The sequence below is a fragment of the Mycobacterium scrofulaceum genome (assembly GCF_001667885.1).
Lineage (GTDB): Bacteria > Actinomycetota > Actinomycetes > Mycobacteriales > Mycobacteriaceae > Mycobacterium > Mycobacterium scrofulaceum_C.
Genome location: NZ_LZJW01000081.1, coordinates 1 through 20,355, shown reverse-complemented (window position 1 = coordinate 20,355; position 20,355 = coordinate 1). Strand labels below are relative to the sequence as shown.

Sequence of the window (20,355 nt, the reverse complement as noted above, 5' to 3'; positions counted from 1 at the left end):
AGGAACCATGGCTGACACAGACGAACCTCAGGAGAACTCGCCCGCAAAGAAGACCGAGCTCACAGTCCCCGAGATGCGCGAGTGGCTGCGCAACTGGGTGGGCCGGGCCGTCGGGAAGTCGCCGGACGACATCGACGAGTCGGTGCCCATGGTCGAGCTCGGCCTGTCGTCGCGCGACGCCGTCGCGATGGCCGCCGACATCGAGGACATGACCGGTGTCACCCTGTCGGTCGCGGTGGCCTTCCAGCACCCGACCATCGAGTCGCTGGCCACCCGGATCATCGAGGGCGAGCCGGAGCTCGACACCTCGGGTGACGACGTTTCCGACTGGACACGCAACGGCCCCGCCGAGCGTGTCGACATCGCGATCGTGGGCCTGTCGACCCGGCTGCCCGGGGACATGAACACCCCCGACGAGACGTGGCAGGCGCTCATAGAGGGCCGCGACGCCATCACCGACCTGCCCGAGGGCCGGTGGGCGGAGTTTCTCGAGGAGCCGCGGCTCGCCGAGCGGATGGCCAAGGCCCGCACCCGCGGTGGCTACCTGAAAGACATCAAGGGGTTCGACTCCGAGTTCTTCGCGGTCGCCAAGACCGAGGCCGACAACATCGACCCGCAGCAGCGGATGGCGCTGGAGCTGACCTGGGAGGCGCTCGAACACGCCCGCATCCCGGCGTCGAGCCTGCGCGGCGGGTCCGTCGGCGTCTACGTCGGTGTCTCCAACAACGACTACAGCTTCCTGGCGGTGTCCGACCCGACCGTCGCGCACCCCTACGCCATCACCGGCACCGCGACGTCGATCATCGCCAACCGGGTCTCCTACTTCTACGACTTCCGCGGTCCGTCGGTCGCCGTCGACACCGCCTGCTCGAGCTCGCTGGTGGCCGCCCACCAGGCGGTCCAGGCGCTGCGCAACGGCGAGTGCGACGTGGCCGTCGCCGGCGGCGTCAACGCGCTGATCACGCCGGTCGTCACCCTCGGCTTCGACGAGATCGGCCAGGTCCTCTCGCCCGACGGCCGGATCAAGTCGTTCTCGTCGGACGCCGACGGCTACACCCGCTCCGAGGGCGGCGGCATGCTGGTGCTCAAGCGCGTCGACGACGCCCGCCGCGACGGCGACCAGATCCTCGCCGTGATCGCGGGCAGCGCGGTCAACCACGACGGCCGGTCCAACGGCCTGATCGCCCCCAACCAGGACGCGCAGGCCGACGTGCTGCGCCGGGCCTATAAGGACGCGGGCATCGATCCCCGCAACGTCGACTACATCGAGGCGCACGGCACCGGCACCGTCCTCGGCGACCCGATCGAGGCCGAGGCGCTGGGCCGCGTCGTCGGCCGGGGCCGCCCCGCCGACCGCCCGGCGCTGCTGGGCGCGGTGAAAACCAATGTGGGCCACCTGGAGTCGGCGGCCGGCGCGGCCAGCATGGCCAAGGTGGTGCTCGCGCTGCAGCACGACAAGCTGCCGCCGTCGATCAACTTCGCCGGCCCCAGCCCCTACATCGACTTCGACGCGATGCGCCTGAAGGTGGTCGACCAGCCCACCGACTGGCCGCGCTACGGCGGCTACGCCCTGGCCGGGGTGTCCAGCTTCGGCTTCGGTGGCGCCAACGCGCACCTGGTGGTGCGCGAGGTCTTGCCCCGTGACGTCATCGAGCGGGAGCCGGAGCCGGCGCCCGAACCGCAGGCGGCCGCGGAAACCGCCGAGGCCCCCACCATGGAGAGCCATGCGCTGCGGTTCGACGATTTCGGCAACATCATCCCGGATGCCGAGGCGCCCGAGGAGGACGACTACGAGCTGCCGGGCGTCACCGACGAGGCGCTGCGGCTCAAGGAGATCGCGCTCGAAGAGCTCGCGGCGAAAGAGGCGGCGGAGCCGACCAAGCCCCTGATCCCGCTCGCCGTGTCGGCGTTCCTGACCTCGCGCAAGAAGGCCGCGGCCGCTGAGCTCGCGGACTGGCTGGAAAGCCCGGAAGGTCAGGCGTCGTCCCTGGAATCGGTCGGCCGGGCGCTGTCGCGGCGCAACCACGGCCGTTCCCGCGCGGTCGTGCTGGCCCACGACCACGAAGAGGCCATCAAGGGTCTGCGCGCCGTGGCCGAGGGCAAGCAGCGGCCGGGCGTGTTCAGCGTCGACGGGCCCGTGACCAACGGGCCGGTCTGGGCGATGGCCGGCTTCGGCGCGCAGCACCGCAAGATGGGGAAGAACCTCTACCTGCGCAACGAGGTGTTCGCGGAGTGGATCGAGAAGGTCGACGCGCTGATCCAGGATGAGCGCGGTTACTCGGTGCTCGAGCTGATCTTGGACGACTCGCACGAGTACGGCATCGAGACGTCCAACGTGGTGATCTTCGCGATCCAGATCGCGCTCGGCGAGTTGCTCAAGCACCACGGCGCCAAGCCCGCCGCGGTGATCGGGCAGTCCCTCGGTGAACCCGCGTCCGCCTACTTCGCCGGCGGGCTGTCGCTGGCCGACGCCGCCCGGGTCATCGCGTCGCGCTCGCACCTGATGGGTGAGGGCGAGGCGATGCTGTTCGGCGAGTACATCCGCTTCATGGCGCTCGTCGAGTACTCCGCCGACGAGCTCAAGACGGTGTTCGCCGACTTCCCGGGCCTGGAGGTGTGCGTCTACGCGGCGCCCACCCAGACGGTCATCGGCGGCCCGCCCGAACAGATCGACGCGATCGTCGCCCGGGCCGAGGCCGAGGGCCGTTTCGCCCGCAAGCTGCAGACCAAGGGCGCCGGCCACACCTCGCAGATGGACCCGCTGCTCGGCGAGTTCTCCGCGGAGTTGCAGGGCATCGAGCCGATGACGCCCAGGGTGGGGATCTTCTCGACGGTGCACGAGGGTACCTACATCAAGCCCGACGGCGAGCCGATCCACGACGTCGCCTACTGGGTCAAGGGGATGCGGCACTCGGTGTACTTCACGCACGGTGTCCGCAACGCCGTGGACAGCGGGTTCACCACCTTTTTGGAGCTGGCGCCCAACCCGGTGGCGCTCATGCAGATCGGCCTGACCACTGCCGCGGCCGGGTTGCACGACGCGCAGCTGATCGCGACGCTGGCCAAGAAGCAGGACGACGTCGAGGCGATGATCGCGGCCATGGCCCAGCTCTACGTCTACGGCCACGACCTGGACATCTGGACGCTGTTCAGCCGGGCGTCCGGTCCCGAGGACTACGCCAACATTCCGCCGACCCGGTTCAAGCGCAAGGAGCACTGGCTGGACGTGCACTTCGCGCATGGCAGCAGCTCGGTGCTCATGCCGGGCAACCACGTCGCGCTGCCGGACGGCCGGCACGTCTGGGAGTACAACCCCCGGGGCCTGACGGACCTGCCCGCGTTGGTGAAAGCCGCTGCGGCGGAGGTCCTTCCGGACGCGCAGCTGGCGGCCGCCGAGCAGCGTGTGGTGCCCGGCGAGGGCGCCCGGCTGGTGACGACGCTGACCCGGCACCCGGGCGGCGCCTCCGTGCAGGTGCACGCTCGCATCGACGAGTCCTTCACGCTGGTCTACGACGCGCTGGTGACCCGGGCCGGCGAGACCGGCGTCGCGTTGCCGGCCGCGGTCGGCGCGGGCGCGGCGATCACGGCCCCGTCCAACGGGGCGGCCGTTGCCGCGCCGGAGGAGTCCGGTGAGGACGCCGGAGCCGAAACCCTGACCGACAGCCTGACCAACCGGTACTTCTCGGCCAGCATGGGCAAGTGGTCGCCGGACTCGGGCGAGACCGTCGCGGAGCGGCTCGGCCTGATCGTCGGCTCGGCCATGGGCTACGAACCCGAGGACCTGCCGTGGGAGGTGCCGCTGATTGAGCTCGGCCTGGACTCGCTGATGGCGGTGCGCATCAAGAACCGCGTCGAGTACGACTTCGACCTGCCGCCGATCCAATTGACGGCGGTCCGCGACGCCAACCTCTACAACATCGAGGAGCTGATCAAGTACGCGGTCGAGCACCGCGACGAGGTCGAGCAGCTGCACGAATACCAGCAGACGCACTCGGCCGAGGAGATCGCGAAGGCCCAGGCGCAGTTGATGAGCGGCGCCTCGCCCGCCACGATCGCAGCGCCCGCGCCCGACCCGCAGGCGGAGCCGGAGACGCAGCCGCCTGCCTCGGACGTGCCGATCCCGCCGCCGCCCACCGACCCGTCCGGGCCGAAGGCGAACGGCGGGCAGCCCGCACCCAACTTGGCCGGCGCCGCGCAAGCGCTCAACCAGGAGGCGGTCAGCAAGGCGCTCAACTCCGACGTGCCGCCGCGCGACGCCGCCGAACGGGTCACGTTCGCGACGTGGGCGATCGTCACCGGCAAGTCCCCGGGCGGCATCTTCAACCCGCTGCCCAAGCTGGACGACGCGCAGGCCGAGAAGATGGCGCAGCGCCTCTCCGAGCGGGCCGATGGGCCGATCACCGCCGAGGACGTGCGGACGTCGGACACCATCGAGGCGCTGGCCGAGAAGGTGCGCAACTACCTCGAGGCCGGCGAACTCGACGGGTTCGTCCGCACCATCCGGGCGCCGCAAAACGATTCGCAGGTACCGGTTTTCGTGTTCCACCCGGCCGGCGGGTCGACGGTGGTCTACGAGCCGCTGCTCAAGCGGTTGCCGCCGGACACCCCGATGTACGGGCTCGAGCGCGTCGAGGGCACCGTGCAGGAACGGGCCGCCCAGTACGTGCCCAAACTGCTGGAGATCAACGGGGACAAGCCGTTCATCCTTGTCGGCTGGTCGTTGGGTGGCGCGTTGGCCTACGCCTGCGCGATCGGGCTCAAGCGGATGGGCGCGAACGTGGCGTTCGTCGGCATGATCGACACGGTCCGCGCCGGCGAGGAGATCCCGCAGACGCGGGAAGAGACCCGCAAGCGCTGGGACCGGTACGCGAAATTCGCCGAGCGCACCTTCAACGTCGAGATCCCCGCGATCCCCTACGAGCAGCTCGAGGAGCTCGACGACGAGGGTCAGGTCAAGTTCGTGCTGGAGATCGTTCAGCAGAGCGGCGTGCAGGTCCCGGGCGGGATCATCGAGCACCAGCGGACGTCCTACCTGGACAACCGCGCCCTGGAGACGGTGCAGATCGAGCCGTACGACGGCCACGTCACGCTCTACATGGCGGATCGCTACCATGACGACGTCATCGAGTTCGAGCCGCGGTATGCCATTCGCCAGCCGGATGGCGGCTGGGGTGAGTACGTGTCTGACCTCGAGGTCGTGCCGATCGGTGGCGAGCACATCCAGGCCATCGACGAGCCGATCATCGCCAAGGTCGGCGCGCACATGACCGAGGCGCTGGGGAACATCGAGGCGGGGCGCCGCCGGAAGAGTGAGGTGGGCAACTAGTGACCGGTGCGGAGCCTTCTCGCGCTCACACGACAGCCGAAAAGCTGGCCGAGCTTCACGTTCGCATGGAGCTGGCCAAGGAGCCCGGCGGTGAGAAGGCCGTCGCCAAGCGCGACAAGAAGGGCATCCCCAGTGCCCGGGCCCGCATCCACGCGCTGGTCGACCCGGGGACCTTCCTCGAGGTCGGCGCGCTGGCCAAGACGCCGAACGACCCGAACGCGCTGTACGGCGACGGGTGCGTCACCGGACACGCCACGATCGACGGCCGGCCCGTCGGGGTGTTCTCCCACGATCAGACGGTGTTCCAGGGCACGGTCGGCGAGATGTTCGGCCGCAAGGTCGCCCGCCTGATGGAGTGGTGCGCGATGATCGGCTGCCCGATCATCGGCATCCAGGACTCGGGTGGAGCACGCATCCAGGACGCGGTCACCTCGCTGGCGTGGTACGCCGAGCTGGGCCGCCGCCACGAGGCGCTGTCGGGGTTGGTGCCGCAGATCTCCCTCATCTTCGGCAAGTGCGCTGGGGGAGCGGTGTATTCGCCGATCCAGGACGACCTCCTGGTCTCGGTGCGTGACCAGGGCTACTTCTTCGTGACCGGTCCCGACGTGATTCGGGAGGTGACCGGCGAGGAGGTCACCCTGGACGAGCTCGGCGGCTCCGACGCGCAGGCCCGCTACGGCAACATCCATCAGGTGGTGGATTCCGAGGCGGAGGCGTTCCAGTACGTGCGGGACTTCCTGTCGTTCCTGCCCTCGAACTGCTTCGACAAGCCGCCGATCGTCAACCCCGGGCTGGAGCCGGAGGTCACGCCGACCGATCTGGAGCTCGACTCGATCGTGCCAGACTCGGACAACATGGCCTACGACATGCACGAGATCCTGCTGCGCATCTTCGACGACGGTGACTTCCTCGAGGTGGCCGCGCAGCACGGGCCGGCCATCATCACCGGATACGCCCGCGTCGACGGGCACCCGGTGGGCGTGATCGCCAACCAGCCCATGTACCTGTCCGGGTCGATCGACAACGAGGCCTCCGACAAGGCGGCCCGGTTCATCCGGTTCTGCGACGCGTTCAACATCCCGCTGGTCTTCGTGGTGGACACCCCCGGGTTCCTGCCGGGCGCCGAGGAGGAGAAGCGGGGCATCATCAAGCGCGGCGGACGGTTCCTCTACTCGGTCGTGGAGGCCGACGTGCCGAAGGTGACCATCACCGTCCGCAAGTCCTACGGCGGCGCGTACGCCGTGATGGGGTCCCGGCAGCTGACAGCCGACTTCAACTTCGCCTGGCCCACCGCGCGCATCGCGGTGATCGGCGGCGAGGGCGCCGCGCAGCTGCTGATGAAGCGGTTCCCCGACCCGACCACCCCCGAGGCGCAGCAGATCAAGAAGGACTTCATCGAGGGCTACAACCTCAACATGGCGATCCCGTGGACGGCCGCCGAACGCGGCTTCATCGACGCGGTCATCGACCCGCACGACACCCGGCTGTTGCTGCGTAAGTCCATGAAGTTGTTGCGGGACAAGCAGTTATGGTTCCGCACGGCGCGAAAGCACGGGCTGATTCCGGTCTAGATCCGCCCCGCGGCGAAGTTTCATTGGCCGCCCGGCACCGTCTCGCCGACCATATGCCGACCGCGAAACTTGATATCGCGTGCGATATCAAATCCGTGGACGAAGTGGTGGTTGCCGCGCGGTGCCCCGCGTGGCGGGCAGCGATCGCTAGCCCTGCAGCGCGCCGTCGACCAGTTCGTCGAACCGCTGCAGCGCCTCGTCGGACTCGGCGTCGATGCCGCGCAACGCGCCGCGATCGGCGAGGTACCGCTGCGCATGCAACCGGGCGACCAGCGCCTTGCGCTCCCCGCCGCGGGTCTCGCGTTCCCAGGCGGCCTGCTCGGTGAGCAACGCGCCCGCGTACACGTCGCCCATGAATTGGGCCAGCGGGAACAGCCGGGCCTCGGCCATGTCACGGTCCAGCTTGGACCACGCGGTGATGGCGGCGTCGAGGTCCTCGATGCGCCCGGCGACCAGCCGCGTGGTGTCGTCGTCGTCCGACACCGACACCGCGTCGCGCAGCCGCGCCAACAACGCCTCGTGCGCGCGGGTCTGCTCGATGCCGCGTCGCACGTCCAGGCACAGGATGTTGTCGGGCCCCTCCCAGATCGTGTTCACCTGCGCGTCGCGCAGCAGCCGGGCCACCGGCCAGGTCTCGATATAGCCGTTGCCGCCGTGGATTTCGATCGCATCGGACGCCGAGGTGATGCCGAGCCGGCACACTTTCAGCTTGGTCACCGGCACCGCGATGCGCTGCCGCATGCCGCGGGGCTGGCGGTGGTTGGCGGCTCCGGTGCCGTCGAAGACCATGGCCTGCGCGGCCTCCACGTCGACGATCATCTCGGCGAGCTTGCGCCGCATCAGCGGCTTGTCGATCAGCGCGCCACCGAACGCGTGCCGTCGGCGGGCGTAGCACAGCGACTCGACCAGGGCGCGGCGCGCGTTGCCGAGCCCGAACAGGGCGATGCCGAGGCGCGCGGCGTTGGTCAGCTCCATCATGCGACCCAAGCCCTTGCCGTCCGACGGGCCCGCCTCGCCGCTGGGCTCCCCGGACAGCAGAAACGCTTCCGCGTCAACGAATTCCACCTCGCCGGAGGCCACCGAGCGGGTGCCGAGCTTGTCCTTGAGGCGGCGCACCCGCACCCCGTTGCGTGACCCGTCGCGCCGGGTGCGCAGCACCAGGAAGTTGGCGACGCCGCGTGTCGAGTCGGGCGCGCCCTCCGGCTTGGCCAGTACGACGAACGCCTCGCCGGCGCAGTTGGAGGCAAACCACTTGAAGCCGTTGAGGATCCAGGAATCCCCGACGCGGGTCGCCGTCGTCTCCAGCGCGCCCAGGTCCGAGCCGCCGGTGCGTTCGGTCAGCAGTTGCGCCGTCTCCCCGGCCCACTCGCCGGAGGCGAATTTGGCCAGCACGTGCTCGCGCACGTCGGCCGGCGCGTAGGCGGCCACCAGCGACTGGACCATGCCGCCGCCGGTGCCCAGCGCGCAGCCCATCCCGATGTCTGCCTGGTTGAGCAGGTAATTCGACGCGAACAGGCCCAGCCCGGAGCTCACCTTGGCGGCGCGGGCGTCGTTGCGCAGCGCCTGCTGGGCGTCGAGGACCGCGCGCTTGGACTGGGTGAACGACGCCGGCATGACGACCTGGCTGACGTCGTGTCCCCACCGGTCGTAGCGTTCCAGCCGGGGCGGGTTGTGGTCGGTCTCCTCCGCCCACCTCGCGACCGGGCCGCCCATCAGTTCGCCCATGCGCACCAGATGCGGCTCCACGACGGCCAGTTCCTCCGGCCGCAGGTAGTACGCCATGGTGAACTGCAGGGTGGGGTCGGTGAGGTACCAGTTGAGGCCCACGGCCCCGCGGTAGTTCTCGGTGCGGTAGCGCTGCCCCTTCTCCTCGGTGGAGAAGGGGAGCCGGTCTACCGCCTCTGCGGCGTAGTCGCTCATGGCTGAGACGCTACGCGCTGGTGAGGAAGACCAGCCGGACCCTGCCGATTTGGATTTCGTCGCCGTTGGCCAGCACCGCGGAATCGACGGGCTCCCGGTTGACGTAGGTCTGATTCATGCTGCCCACGTCGACGACGCGGAATTGGCCGCCGCCGCTTCGGAATTCGGCGTGCCGACGGCTGACGGTGATGTCGTCGAGGTAGATGTCGCTTTCGGGATGGCGCCCGGCGGACGTGACGGGTCGGGTCAAGGCGAACTGTGCACCTGCGTTGGGCCCCCGCTTCACGACGAGCAACGCCGAGCCGGGGGTCGGCGTCGGCGTGTCCTCGACCGCCGCGTCGAATTCGGCGGGAACGGCGGTACCGAGGGCGCCGGTGAGCTCCTCCAGGCTCTCGCCTTGAGCCGGCGGGTGCGGCGTCGACCCCGTCTCGCTCACGCGGCTCGCGGCAGGTCCGGGTTGGCCACCGCCGCTTGCGACGCCGGTCGGTGCGGCGCGGGTGCCCAGCCGACGTAGGTCAGGTACAGGCCGACCAGGGCGAACACGACGCACGCCGCGATCCACCAACCCTGCGCGCCGATCATGTCGTTGGCCAGCGAGGCGAAGAACTTGGGGAACGCCACCAGCAGCAGACCGCGCAGCACGATCAGCCAGCCGAGCAGGGAGACGATGACCGCCGCGGCGCCGCGCCAGCTCTGGTGGGCGGCGACGATGGTCAGGCCGAGCAGCAAGATGAAGGCTCCGGTCACGAAGGTCCACATCGAGTTCGCCTCGAACTGTGACAGCAGCGACTGCATGTCGGAGGAGCGCGCCACCGCCGTCACGTCGATGACGACGAGGAAGGGACCGAGCGCGCGGCAGAAAAAGCGCGTCGAGGCTTGGGACTGTTGGGAAGCGTCCATTGTCGTACCTTTCATCTGACGCCCCTTACGGTGCGACCCCTTTATCGGAGCACTCGACCGCGTCGCAGAGATAGGGACTTTAGGCACTGCCCGCCGAACGAGTGGTTATACCGGTGCGACGAACTCCGATGTGTAGAACTCCGCCGGGCTCTGGGAGTTGGCATTGGCGCGCTCGACAATCACCCATACCCCCGTCGTCCCGGGTCGAATGGTGTCCTGCACGGTCGTTGTGCCATTGCCCGCAGCGTCGATATCCATGCCGGCGAAAGCAGTCCCGGGGTCACCCGGTCCGCAGGTGCTCGACGACGGCCGGGGCATCTGGATCAGCCCGACATCGAGGTGGGTGCCGGGCTCGGGCTCGTCGTACAGGTGCACCTCGGCGACCGCTTTTGACCCGGTGGTACGGATGACCGCCGAGCCGGTGCCGAGCATCGGGCTCGGCACCTTGGGCGCCACCCCGACGCGGCTGAAATCGCAGCGCCGCAAATAGTTGTCCAGCACGACCGTGGTACCTCCGTCGGCGTGGGCCTTGACGCCGAATGTCATCGCCCAGGTGATTACCACCGCGATCAGCGCCGCGCATGTTCGGAGACGTCTCAGCGTGTACATGGGCCCACCCGTTCTTCCCGTGTGAACTGGATCACAGCGGTTAGGTATTAACCCGAGTGCGACAAAATCAAACCTAATTCCGACAATTACTCATTCGTTAATTTGCGCCCGCTATTGGGCGGCTGAGCAATTGCGGAAGAAAAGGCGTTATAACGCTTTTACGGTTTAATGCGGATCGGCCCCGGCGACCACCAGCCGCTGCGCGTCGCGGTGCCCAGTTCGAGCTGTGCGGGATGGGCGTCGGCGATGGTGTCGAACTTGCGCAGCGATCCCCAGTCCCGGCCCCAGTCGTGCGACAGGTAGGTCGACATCACATGGGCCCGCAGCAGCAGATCGGTGATCCCCAGCAGGCCACCGTTGACGCCGTCCTGCCACGTGTCGGTGTCCTGCTTCTTCGCGTTGTAGTCCGGAGTGATGCGGAACCTGGGAATCTCGGTGACGCCGTTGACGTGCAACATCGGCTGCTGGCACGGGAACGCCAGCCCCACCGCCCAGTCCATCAGCACCGGCTGCGTCGAACCGACATACTCCTGCAACGAGCGCAATTCCGGAACCCGGGGCGGGGTGACCGCGATCCAATCGTCCGGGGTCAGGGACAGGTCCTCGGCGACCAGTCGCACGGCGACGGCGTCGGCGGGAATCTGGGACCGCGCGAAGCGCAGGTTGCGCCACACCTTGGGTTGCTCGCCGTAGAGGTCGTAGGGGACCAGCCTGCCGCCCGGCTGCACCACACCACCCGGACCGGGCCTGCCGAATTCCAGCTCGACCGTCTGACCGTTGGTGTGGTGGTGCAGGATGCTGTTGCCGGCGATCGTGCCCGCCGCGGTCACCACCACCAGCGGGTGCCCGTCATCCGCCTTCGGCAGCTGGTACCACGCCGAGGTGAGCCTGCTCTGCTGTTGCGCCCCGGTCGTGTAGCTGCCGGCCAGCGGAACCTGAGCGGGGTTGAGGCCGTACGGCAGCGGCACCGTCGATCCGTTGATGCCGGGCGTCGTGAGCTTGAGCGGCGCGTCCCAGTCGTAGTCGGTGCCCGGCTGCGGCACCGACGTTTCCTTGACCGACTCGGCCAGTGTGCGGTCCGGAACGCCGTTGGGGGTGAATCCCGTCGGGTTCACGCCACCCAGGGGCCCCAACGGGCCGTAATCGCCGGGCAGGGCCGCCATGAAGCCGGCGTTGCTGTCCGGCTCGACGAGCACGTCGTCGGCCAGACCGCAGCCACCACTGAACTCGCGCAAGTTGTCCCAGGCGTTGGAGTAGGTGGGGTACTGACGCACGATGCCGGCCACCATCGACGCCACGAACACCAGCGCCATGAAGCCGGCGGCCAGCGGGATCGGCGCGGCCGTCAGCGCTCGCGCCAGCCGGCCCTCGCCGTGGCTGGTGTCGGCGAAGTGCAACCAGGCCGCATACACCGCGGCGATCACAAAGAGCGCGAAAAAGATTGTGCTGATCGAGATCCCGCCGACCTTGGGCATGCTGCTGTTGAACGGCACGCCATAGCTGGACACGTACCACCAGCCGTTGGTGGTGGCGAAGCAAAGCGCCAGGATGAACAACACCGCCGCGAGGAACGCCATCCGGTTGCGCGACCAGCGCAGCACCTTCGGCGACACCAGCACCGTCGTCAGCGCCGCCATCGCCGCGCCCACCGCCGCGAACAGCCCGAAGTGATGCACCCACTTGGTGGGGGTGAACATCAGGAAGAACATGGTCCCGAAGATCACGCCCATCAAGCGCCACGCCGGCCCGCGGGCCACGCCCGGAACCCGCTTGCGGCGCAACATGATGAACATGGCGGTGAACAGGCACAGCGCGGTGATCAGGAAGCCGAAACGGCGCGACAGCGAGCCGTCGACGGTGGGCAGAATCAGGTAGTAGTAGCGCAGGTTTTCGGTGTACCACGCTTGGCTGGGGCCGATGGCGGTCCGAATCCTGGTGGCTTCCAACACCGTTGACAGCGTCTGATCGGCGAACACCACGGTCAGGATCACCGTGCCGGCGGCCAGCATGGGCGCCACCAGCGGCAGGGTGCCGACCAGCCGATGCCGGCGGACCAGAATGCGCAGGATCGGGCGGCCACCGGCGACCAGCGCGGCCACCGCGATCAATCCGGTGGGCTGGACGCCGAGGGTGAACGCCGCGGTGATGACCGCCAGGGCGGCGGGCGTCAGCCGGCTGTAGCGCATCGAGCGCTCGATCAGCACATACGTGATCAGCGAACCGACGGCGATGATCGGCTCCGGGCGCAGCCCGTTGTCGAACGGCATCCACGCGGTCAGCAGAACCATGCCCGCCGCCCAGTTCGCCGCCTTGCTGCCGGCGACCGCGGGCCCCAGGCGGGGCAGCACCTCACGCGAAAGCAGCAGCCAGCAGACGATTCCCGCGATCAGGTCCGGCAGCCGCATCCACAGGCTGGCATCGCTGACATGGGTCATCAGCGCCAGCAGGTTGTAGTACCAGCCGAACGGGTCCTCCGGGCTGCCGAACCACCGGAAGTAGTTCGACATGTAGCCGGCGTGGTCGGCGACGCGGGCCATCCCCAGGATGTAGCCGTCATCGGACGAGTTCGCCCCGATAACGTGCCAGAGCACGAACCCGGAGATCACCGTGACGTCGGCCAGGGTGAAGGTGCGCCAGTTCGCCGGAATGAGCCGGCGCATCCGGTGGCCGTCCAGTTGGTCGAGGCGCCACAACGCGATCAGCGCGACGATGGTGGACACGATGGCCAGCACCATCGCGGTCAGCTTCAAAGTGGTTGGGGTGGTGGAGAACCGGGTGTCGATCGTGGCCGACAGTTTCAGACCCGGTGGGGCGGGGCCGGTCAGGTCGGTGAACACGCCGACGATCTGCGGCCGCAGGTTCGGGTCGGGGAAGCCGCCGCCGATCGGCCTGCCCGCCGGATCGTTCAGTCCGACGAAGGTGGCGAAGGCGCCGGCTTTCGTCGAGGTGATCTCGATGCGCTGGCATTGCGGCGACATGACCTGGTCGCGAGACGCGCTGGCGATCACCACATTCCGGTCGGTGACGTCGACGCGCTTGGCGTTGACGACGACGAACAACGCGTTCAGCGCGGCGTCCTTGCCCTTCTTGGGCGCGGTGCTCAGCACGACCCCGCCGTCCGGCGGCAGGGCGCCCACCACCGAGCACGGCACGGTTGCCGTCACGTCCACCGGGGTCAGCGAAATCAACGGCGCCGTAACGCTGTTCAGCTGTCCGCCCTGCGGCCAGTTGAGGGTGGCGGTGGTCTGCACGACCGGCAGCAACGGCGTCGCGACCGACAGGGCGAAGCCGATCAGGCCGGCGATGGTCGCGACCCAGCGCGTCACGCGCACGTCTTGACGGGCGGTCGCCTTTTCTTCGCGGTGGTTCACGGTCGTGACGCTCATGGCAGCGCCCGAATCGGTCCCTGCCGGCTCCAGCCGTGCACTGTCATCACACCCTGTTCGATTACGGCGTCCGGCGCCTGGTCAGCCGGCACCAGCCGGAAGTACTGCTCCACGGATCCCCAGTCGCGATACCAGTCGCCGCGAAGATACGTCGAGACCGTCGAGGTGCGCAGCATCGCCTGAGTGACCAGGAACGGGCCGCCGGCCTCGCTCGCCTGCCATCCGTTCGACGACGACGCCGTCTGCTTGTGGTCGGGCAGGATGCGGTATTGCGGAAGTTCGGCCACGCCGAGGTGTTCGGAGAACGGGCGCTGGCAGGGGAAGTTCGCGGCGGTCGCGATGTCCATCAACACGGGCGTGCGCGACCCGATCAGCTGCTGCAGGGTTTCCAGCACCGGCACCCTCGGCGGGGTGAACGCGAACCACTGATCCGAGCTCAGGTTCGGGTCGTAGGCGACGATGCGCGCCACGTTGGCCTCGGGCGGCGCCCAGGTCAGGGGGAACCGCAGGTTGCGCCACGCCGGCTCGGGGCCGATGTCGATCGGCTGCACCTCGGCCAACGGCTGGGTGGTGCCGTCGGGGCGGGTGACCCCCCACTGCAATTTGAGCGACTGCCCGTAGGTGAAGGTGCCGTCCTCTTTGTAGGACCAGATCGCGCCGGATGCCGACACCACGACGATCGGCCGGTCCGGGGTGCGCGGCGGCAGCTGGTACCACGCCGACGTCGCCGTGGCGGCCAGCGAATTCTCGCCGTAACTGCCCATCACCGGGGTGCGGGCCGGGTCGAGCCCGAATGGCAACGCCGCGTGGGAGCCGTTGACGCCGGCGGGGCCTTTCCCGCCGGCGGTGCCCGCCGAGTCGCTCATGGCGGCGTTGGGCTTGTTGGGCGACGCATCCGAGTTCACCACGCCGGGCTTGGTCACCACCGGGTACGACCGCAGGTCGTCGCCGACGCCGTCGGGCTTGAAGCCAACCGGGTTGACCCCGCCGAGCGGGCCGTCGGGACCGAAAGCCTGCCCGGGCGCCGGCGTCAGCATGCCGGCGTTGGGGTCGGGCTCGGCAAGGACGTCGTCGGCCATGGCGCAGCTCGTCGGGGACAGGCCGGCAGCGATGGACGCGAGGTTGGCCTTGCCGGTGGTGTAGAGCGGGTAGCGGAACACCGCGCCTTTGGTCAGTGAGGCGACTTCGCCGACCACCATGATGCTCGCGACCACCAGCAGCGGTGTCGACGCCAGCACCCGGTTGCGCCGGTTGTCCTTGACTTCGGTGTGGCCCGCGTAGTCCATACGGAAGTGCTGCCACGCGGCCAGCAGCCCGGTGAGAATGGACAACGTCAGGAACATCGACGTCACCGGGTGGCTGGCGATCACCGGCTGGATGTCGTACCAGGGCACCCCGTAGTTGCCGACGTAGAACCAGCCGTTGACGCCCGAGGTCGCCACCGCGACGACGAACAGCAGCGCCGTGACGTACAGCGTCAGGTTGCGGCGGTTGTGCAGGCCGATCCGCGAAAGCGCGAACGCGGTGACCGCGCCCAGCGCCCCGGTCAGTCCGGCGAACGCGCCGAACTGCACCGCCCACTTCGTCGGGGTGAACGTCAGGAGCAGCAGTCCGATGGCGGCGGTACCGATCAGCCGCCAGGCCGGGCCGCTGGCCACCCCGGGCACCCGTCCCCGCCGCAGCAGGATGACCAGCATCCCGAACACGCACAGCAGCAGCACCAGCACCGCGAACCGTCTCGCCATGGACCCGTCGGGATTGGACTCCACCGTGAGGAAGTAGTAGCGAAGCCAGTCCTGGTACCACGCGATCGTCGGCCCGACCTTGTACTTAATGCGCGCCGACTCGGCGACGTTGGCCAGCGTCTGACCGTGGAAGACCACGATGGTGATCAGGGACAGCGACGCCGCCAGCACCGCCAGCGGAGCAAGCAGCCCGTCGGTGGCCCGGCGCCGCCGGATCGTCCGGGCGATGGCCCGCGAACCGGTCAGCAGCGCGGCGACGGCGATCAGGCCCTGCGGCGCCAGCGTCGCGGTGAGCATCGCGACGAAGATCGCGACCGCGGCCGGGGCCAGGCGTTGCAGCGCGATCGCCCGCTCCACCAGCATCCAGGTGACCAGCACGCCCAGGGCGATCAGCGGCTCGGGCCGCAGCCCGTTGTTGAACGGCAGCCAGGCGGCCAGGAACACCGCGCCCGCCGTGAACACCGCCACCCGGTTCGCCGCCAGGCCGCCCCTGCCGGGGCCCAGCCTCCGCAGGATCCAGTGGCTGATCACCAACCAACACGCGATCCCGGCCAGCGTGGCCGGCAACCGCATCCACACTCCGGCGGTGCTCACCGACGCCAGCTTGGACAGCACCCCGAGGTACCAGTCGAACGGCGCGTCCGTCGTGCCGAAGTAGCGGTAGTAATCGACGATGTAGCCGGCCTTCGGGGAGACGCGGGCGATCGTGAGGTTGTAGCCGTCGTCCGACGAGGTGGCGCCGATGACGTGCCAGACCAGCAGCGTCGCGATGACTCCGACGTCGGCGATCCAGGTGGCGAGCCCAACGCGGCGCCAGGAACTCCACCGCGCCCGGGGCCGGTACCGGGAGAGCCACGCGATCGGCGACTGCCAATTGACCAGCGTGCCGCCGCCGCGGCTGCGACGGTCGAGGGCGGCGAGCGCGATCACGGCGGTCAGAACGGCCAGGGCACCCACGGCCATCACGAGCTGTTTGAGGGCGGTCGGGGCGGTGATGAAGCGGGTGTCGATGTCGATGCGGGCCGACAGCCCCGGCTGGGCGGGCACCTTCAGGTCCGTGAAGATGCCACCCACCTGGGGCTTCTTCTCCGACGCCAGGACACCCGAGGCGCCGGGCATGCCCACGAACTCGGCGCCCGCCGCACCCGCGTTGGCCCAGGCGTGCAGCACGCTGCAGGCGCCGCCGGCGACCGCCGCCCGCGGCGCCGCCGCGGCCACGGTGTCGCGGAACGCCACGACCACCAGGTCTTTGTTGGCCCGCACGAACAGCCCGTCCTTGCCGGCGTCGATCCCGCCGGCGGGCAGGGTCGACACCACCAGACCGCCGTCGGCGGGCAGGGTCGCGATCGCCGCGCATGGGATGGAGATGTCGAGCGCGCGCGGCGCCCCGGACACCAGGGGTGCGGTGATCTGGGTGACGTGCCCGTCCGCGATGCCCTGCGGCCACAGCACCGTCGCGGTGGTCTGCTTGACCGGAAGCAACGGGACGAGCGCGCACAGCAGCAGTCCCACGATGCCCGCGACGGCGGCCACCAACCGTGGGATCCGCTGCGATCGCTGATTACCGTCGTGGGGCACGAGGCTCGATCGTAAGCGAAGCCGCTTTGTCCGCTGAGGACGCGGGGCCGCGCGGGGCCGCGCGGCGTCAGCTGCGGAGCCGGGCGGCCAGGGTGTTCAGGCCCGGCCCCTCGAGGTCGGCGAGCGCCGCCGGGCGACCGGACATCGCCATCAGCAGCGCCTCGCCCGGGCCGGTGACGTCGGGCCCGCGTCCGTGTTCCCAATCGAGGTCGGTGGCGCGCAGGCGCAGCCCCCGGATCCGGCGTCCGGCCCCGAGCCTGGGGTTGCCCGGCACCAGCTCGAGCACGCGCCCGAGCCGATCGGCGGGGACGACGCGGGGCCGGTTCAGCGCGCGACGGATGTCTTGGTGATGGATGGTGCCGTCGACGAGCGCGATCATTCCGCCGAAACCCGCTGTCAGCCCGCGCGGTTGGAGATGGGCTCGCAGAAAGTCGAGGAGCTGTTGAGCGCTGAGGTCGGCGAACTCGTCGACGCCCACCTGGTTGGCCCGGACGACCCAGCCTTTCGCGAGGCGCTTCACCAGGCCCAGCGGGCCGAGCTCTTCGTAGCTGATCGTATGCGCGACAACGTCTTTGACCGTCCAGCGCGAGCACAGGCTGGGCGCCTCCCACTGCTGCGGTGTCAGGGTGGCCAGGAATTCGGCCAGGTCGGCCCGCTCGTCGTGGGCCAGGCTCATCAGGGTGGGCGTCATGTCGGGTCCTCGAGGGGCAGCAGGCGGGCGTAGCGGCCGAGGTACAGCGGCCAGCCCGCATCGCCGTCCACGCCTTCCGCGACGGATTGCCAGCCGGGACCATGACGATCCAGGTGCCGGTGTTCGAGGTCGACCCGGGTGCGCGAGCCGGACTCGGCGGTGAACCGCACTTCGACCTCGCTGGTTTTCGACGGGTCGGATTCCACTTGCCAGGTGGGGCCGATGTCCCAGCTGAACACCAGCCGGTGCGGCGGCTCGTAGGCCAGGATCCGCGCCCAGCGGCAGACGCTGCCGTCGACGCCACGGTCGTAGATGTGCCCGCCGACCCGCGGCTCGACGACGGTCTCCGCGATCGGGACCCCGAGCAGGTTGTGCTCCTGCGGTTTGAAGTCGCCGAATCGTTCGGTGAACACCGCGAAAGCCCGCGCGATCGGGGCGTTGACGACGACGGTGTGGGTGATGTTCGGAATCCGTTGAGTCACAGGCTTTCTCCTTCGCTCTCGTCGACCCTCTGCGCGTAGCCGGCCAGCGCTTGGGTCCAGAACCGGTCCAGCTCTGCGCGCAACGCCCCGAGCCCGGCGGGGTCGAGCTGATACACGCGGCGAGTCCCGGCGGCGCGGTCACGCACCAGGCCCGCGGACTTGAGCACTTTGAGGTGCTGCGAGACGGCCGGCCTGCTGACGGGCAGGTCTCGGGCCAGGTCGCCCACCGCCGAGGGGCCGTGCGCGAGGCGTTCTACGATGGCCCGCCGCGTCCCGTCGGCCAGGGCCAGCCACGCGGCGCCGCTTTGGTAAGTGGCCACGAACGGTAAGCATAGACTTACCGATAAGGGCCGGACAAGACCTGCTGGACGCCTCCGGAGTGCTAGCTCTTGCGCAGCGGCGCGGGGCTCCACAGACCGCTGCGCGTGGCCGTCCCCAGCTGCAGGCGGGCGGGCTGCGCGCCGGGGTAATAGGGCGTCAACCGTTGCAGGGAACCCCAGTCGCGCGACCAGTCGTCCTTCAGATAGGTCGCCATCGTGGTCGCCTTCAGCAGCAGCTCGGTGACGCCGAGCGGGCCGCCGCCGTTGTTGTCCATCACCGGCGAGTTGGCCTCGGCGCCGAAACGGTCCGGCAGGATGCGCCATTTCGGCGTCTCGTCGACGCCGTTTTGGTGGCCGAACGGGCGCTGGCAGGGGAACGCCAGGCCGACCAACCAGTCCAGGAACACGGGGTCCTTCGAGCCGACGACGTCCTGCAGCGTGCGCAGCTGCGGGATGCGCGGCGGGGTCAGGGCGATCCAGTGCTGCGGCGCCAGGTCCTCGTCGTCGGCGACCAACCGGATCTGGGTGGCGTTGCGGGGGATGGCCGACAGCGGCAGGCGCAAGTTGCGCCACGCCGGGGAGGCGCCCACGTCGGAGAGTTGGAACGACCCGCCGGGGTGCCCGCTGGCCGCCTGGTCATCGGTCGCCCACTGGACCTGTACCTCGCGGGGGTCGAAGCGGCCGGCCGCGCTCACCACCAGCAGCGGCCGGGCGTTGTCGCGGGTGGGCAGCCGGTACCAACCCGACCGCAGATGGGCGGGCAGTTGGATGCCCGACCGCCAGCTGCCGAGCACCGGTGTCCGCGCCGGGTCGAGGTTGTAGGGCAACTGGGCGACCGAGCCGTTGATCCCCGGTGCCGGGGTGGTGCCGCCCTCGGTGCCCGCCTCGGCGCCGGTGACCAGCCTGTCGTCGTTGATGAAGCTACGGTCGCCCGGGCGTTCCATCACCGGGTCGGCGCGGACGTCGGCGGGAATGCCGTTGGGGGTGAAGGCCTCCGACAGGCCCGCGCCCAGCGCGTCGGCCACCGTGGCGCTCACCGGCGCCAGCGCGCCGGCGTTGGGATCCTGTTCCACCAGCACGTCCTCGGCCAGTCCGCAGGACTTGCCGGTGAGGGCCTCCAGGTTGGAGCGGCCCACCGACCAGGCCGGGTACTGGGCGGTCATCGCCAGGGTCAGCGACGCCACCTCGAACACGACCAGCAGCCACGTCGCAATTGCCAACGGGGACTGGACGATTCCCGCGATTCGCGCACCCAGGCGGGTTTTCGGTGCGCCGTTTTCCGGATCGACGAAATGGAACCACGCGGCCAGCAGCAGCACCACGACCGTCAGCCCGAGCAGCGCGGTGGCGAAGGCGTAGTGCCATGCCGGGAACGAATTCGACCACGGCACACCGAAATTGGAGACATACCACCAGCCGTTGACGCTGGCGAAGGACAGGGCCATCAGGAACAGCACCGCGGCGGCGAACATGGTGCGGTTGCGTCGCGACCGCATCGCGAGGGAGGTCACGGCGACGGCGGCGAGCGCGCCCAGCGGTCCGGCCAGCCCCGCGAACACCCCGTAGTGGTGGGTCCACTTGGTGGGGGTGAACATCATCGCGATGAACGAGATGATCGTGATCCCGACGATGCGGCGGCTCGGTCCGGCGGCCGTGCCCGGAATTCGGCCCTTGCGCAACGACATTGCGACCGTGATCGCGAGCGCCAGGACCAGGGCCAGCACGGCGAAGCGGCGGGCGACCGAGCCGTCGGGGCTGGCCATGAACAGCCGCTCGTAGCGGATGTGTTCGTCGAACCAGCTCAGGCTCGGGCCGACGGCCCGCTTG

At 69.4% G+C, this 20,355-nt stretch carries 12 protein-coding genes; 2 read left to right on the top strand and 10 right to left on the bottom strand.

Annotation, left to right across the window (positions count from 1 at the left end; translation table 11 throughout):
- Positions 1 to 7: 7 nt before the first annotated feature.
- Both pks13 and A5681_RS11950 read left to right on the top strand, forming a co-directional pair.
- A complete protein-coding gene (gene pks13 / locus A5681_RS11955; RefSeq protein WP_067274239.1) occupies positions 8 to 5,326 on the top strand; it encodes a polyketide synthase Pks13 in 5,319 nt (1,772 codons plus the stop codon).
- A 65-nt stretch (positions 5,327 to 5,391) separates the two neighbouring features.
- Entirely contained in the window at positions 5,392 to 6,897 is a 1,506-nt protein-coding gene (locus A5681_RS11950; protein WP_231996295.1) for an acyl-CoA carboxylase subunit beta, read from the top strand.
- A gap of 147 nt (positions 6,898 to 7,044) precedes the next feature.
- On the opposite strand, the gene A5681_RS11945 is transcribed toward A5681_RS11950, so the two are convergent.
- From A5681_RS11945 to A5681_RS11900, 10 genes are all read right to left on the bottom strand, one after another.
- Complete coding sequence (locus A5681_RS11945) at positions 7,045 to 8,817, bottom strand: acyl-CoA dehydrogenase family protein (RefSeq protein WP_067274232.1); 1,773 nt, start codon at positions 8,815 to 8,817, stop codon at positions 7,045 to 7,047.
- A 10-nt stretch (positions 8,818 to 8,827) separates the two neighbouring features.
- Positions 8,828 to 9,253, bottom strand: a complete 426-nt coding sequence (locus A5681_RS11940) for an FHA domain-containing protein (protein ID WP_067274230.1) — start codon at positions 9,251 to 9,253, stop codon at positions 8,828 to 8,830.
- A complete protein-coding gene (locus tag A5681_RS11935) occupies positions 9,250 to 9,717 on the bottom strand; it encodes a hypothetical protein (protein ID WP_067274228.1) in 468 nt (155 codons plus the stop codon). Before A5681_RS11935 ends, A5681_RS11940 begins: the two co-directional genes overlap by 4 nt.
- Before the next feature lie 105 nt (positions 9,718 to 9,822).
- Positions 9,823 to 10,326, bottom strand: coding sequence for a hypothetical protein (locus tag A5681_RS11930; protein ID WP_067274224.1), 504 nt, complete (start codon positions 10,324 to 10,326; stop codon positions 9,823 to 9,825).
- Between the two features lie 158 nt (positions 10,327 to 10,484).
- Positions 10,485 to 13,712, bottom strand: a complete 3,228-nt coding sequence (gene embB, locus A5681_RS11925) for an arabinosyltransferase EmbB (protein ID WP_067274222.1) — start codon at positions 13,710 to 13,712, stop codon at positions 10,485 to 10,487.
- Positions 13,709 to 17,035, bottom strand: a complete 3,327-nt coding sequence (locus A5681_RS11920) for an arabinosyltransferase domain-containing protein (RefSeq protein ID WP_067274220.1) — start codon at positions 17,033 to 17,035, stop codon at positions 13,709 to 13,711. Before A5681_RS11920 ends, embB begins: the two co-directional genes overlap by 4 nt.
- 67 nt (positions 17,036 to 17,102) lie before the next feature.
- The gene (locus A5681_RS11915) at positions 17,103 to 17,726 is read right to left on the bottom strand and encodes a maleylpyruvate isomerase family mycothiol-dependent enzyme (protein WP_067274216.1); all 624 of its coding nucleotides are present in this window, start codon (positions 17,724 to 17,726) and stop codon (positions 17,103 to 17,105) included.
- Positions 17,723 to 18,208 (bottom strand): SRPBCC family protein, encoded by a 486-nt coding sequence (locus A5681_RS11910; protein ID WP_067274213.1) that lies wholly within the window; start codon positions 18,206 to 18,208, stop codon positions 17,723 to 17,725. Before A5681_RS11910 ends, A5681_RS11915 begins: the two co-directional genes overlap by 4 nt.
- Positions 18,205 to 18,528, bottom strand: coding sequence for an ArsR/SmtB family transcription factor (locus A5681_RS11905; RefSeq protein WP_067274210.1), 324 nt, complete (start codon positions 18,526 to 18,528; stop codon positions 18,205 to 18,207). Before A5681_RS11905 ends, A5681_RS11910 begins: the two co-directional genes overlap by 4 nt.
- Before the next feature lie 62 nt (positions 18,529 to 18,590).
- Positions 18,591 to 20,355, bottom strand: a 1,765-nt coding sequence (locus tag A5681_RS11900; protein ID WP_197498579.1) for an arabinosyltransferase C-terminal domain-containing protein, incomplete at its 5' end; no start/stop codon positions are given.

Coding starts and splice junctions, on each gene's coding strand:
- embB (WP_067274222.1), bottom strand. CDS start 13,712: ATGAGCGTCACGACCGTGAACCACCGCGAAGAAAAGGCGACCGCCCGT.
- A5681_RS11945 (WP_067274232.1), bottom strand. CDS start 8,817: ATGAGCGACTACGCCGCAGAGGCGGTAGACCGGCTCCCCTTCTCCACC.
- pks13 (WP_067274239.1), top strand. CDS start 8: ATGGCTGACACAGACGAACCTCAGGAGAACTCGCCCGCAAAGAAGACC.
- A5681_RS11935 (WP_067274228.1), bottom strand. CDS start 9,717: ATGGACGCTTCCCAACAGTCCCAAGCCTCGACGCGCTTTTTCTGCCGC.
- A5681_RS11950 (WP_231996295.1), top strand. CDS start 5,392: ATGGAGCTGGCCAAGGAGCCCGGCGGTGAGAAGGCCGTCGCCAAGCGC.
- A5681_RS11915 (WP_067274216.1), bottom strand. CDS start 17,726: ATGACGCCCACCCTGATGAGCCTGGCCCACGACGAGCGGGCCGACCTG.
- A5681_RS11930 (WP_067274224.1), bottom strand. CDS start 10,326: ATGTACACGCTGAGACGTCTCCGAACATGCGCGGCGCTGATCGCGGTG.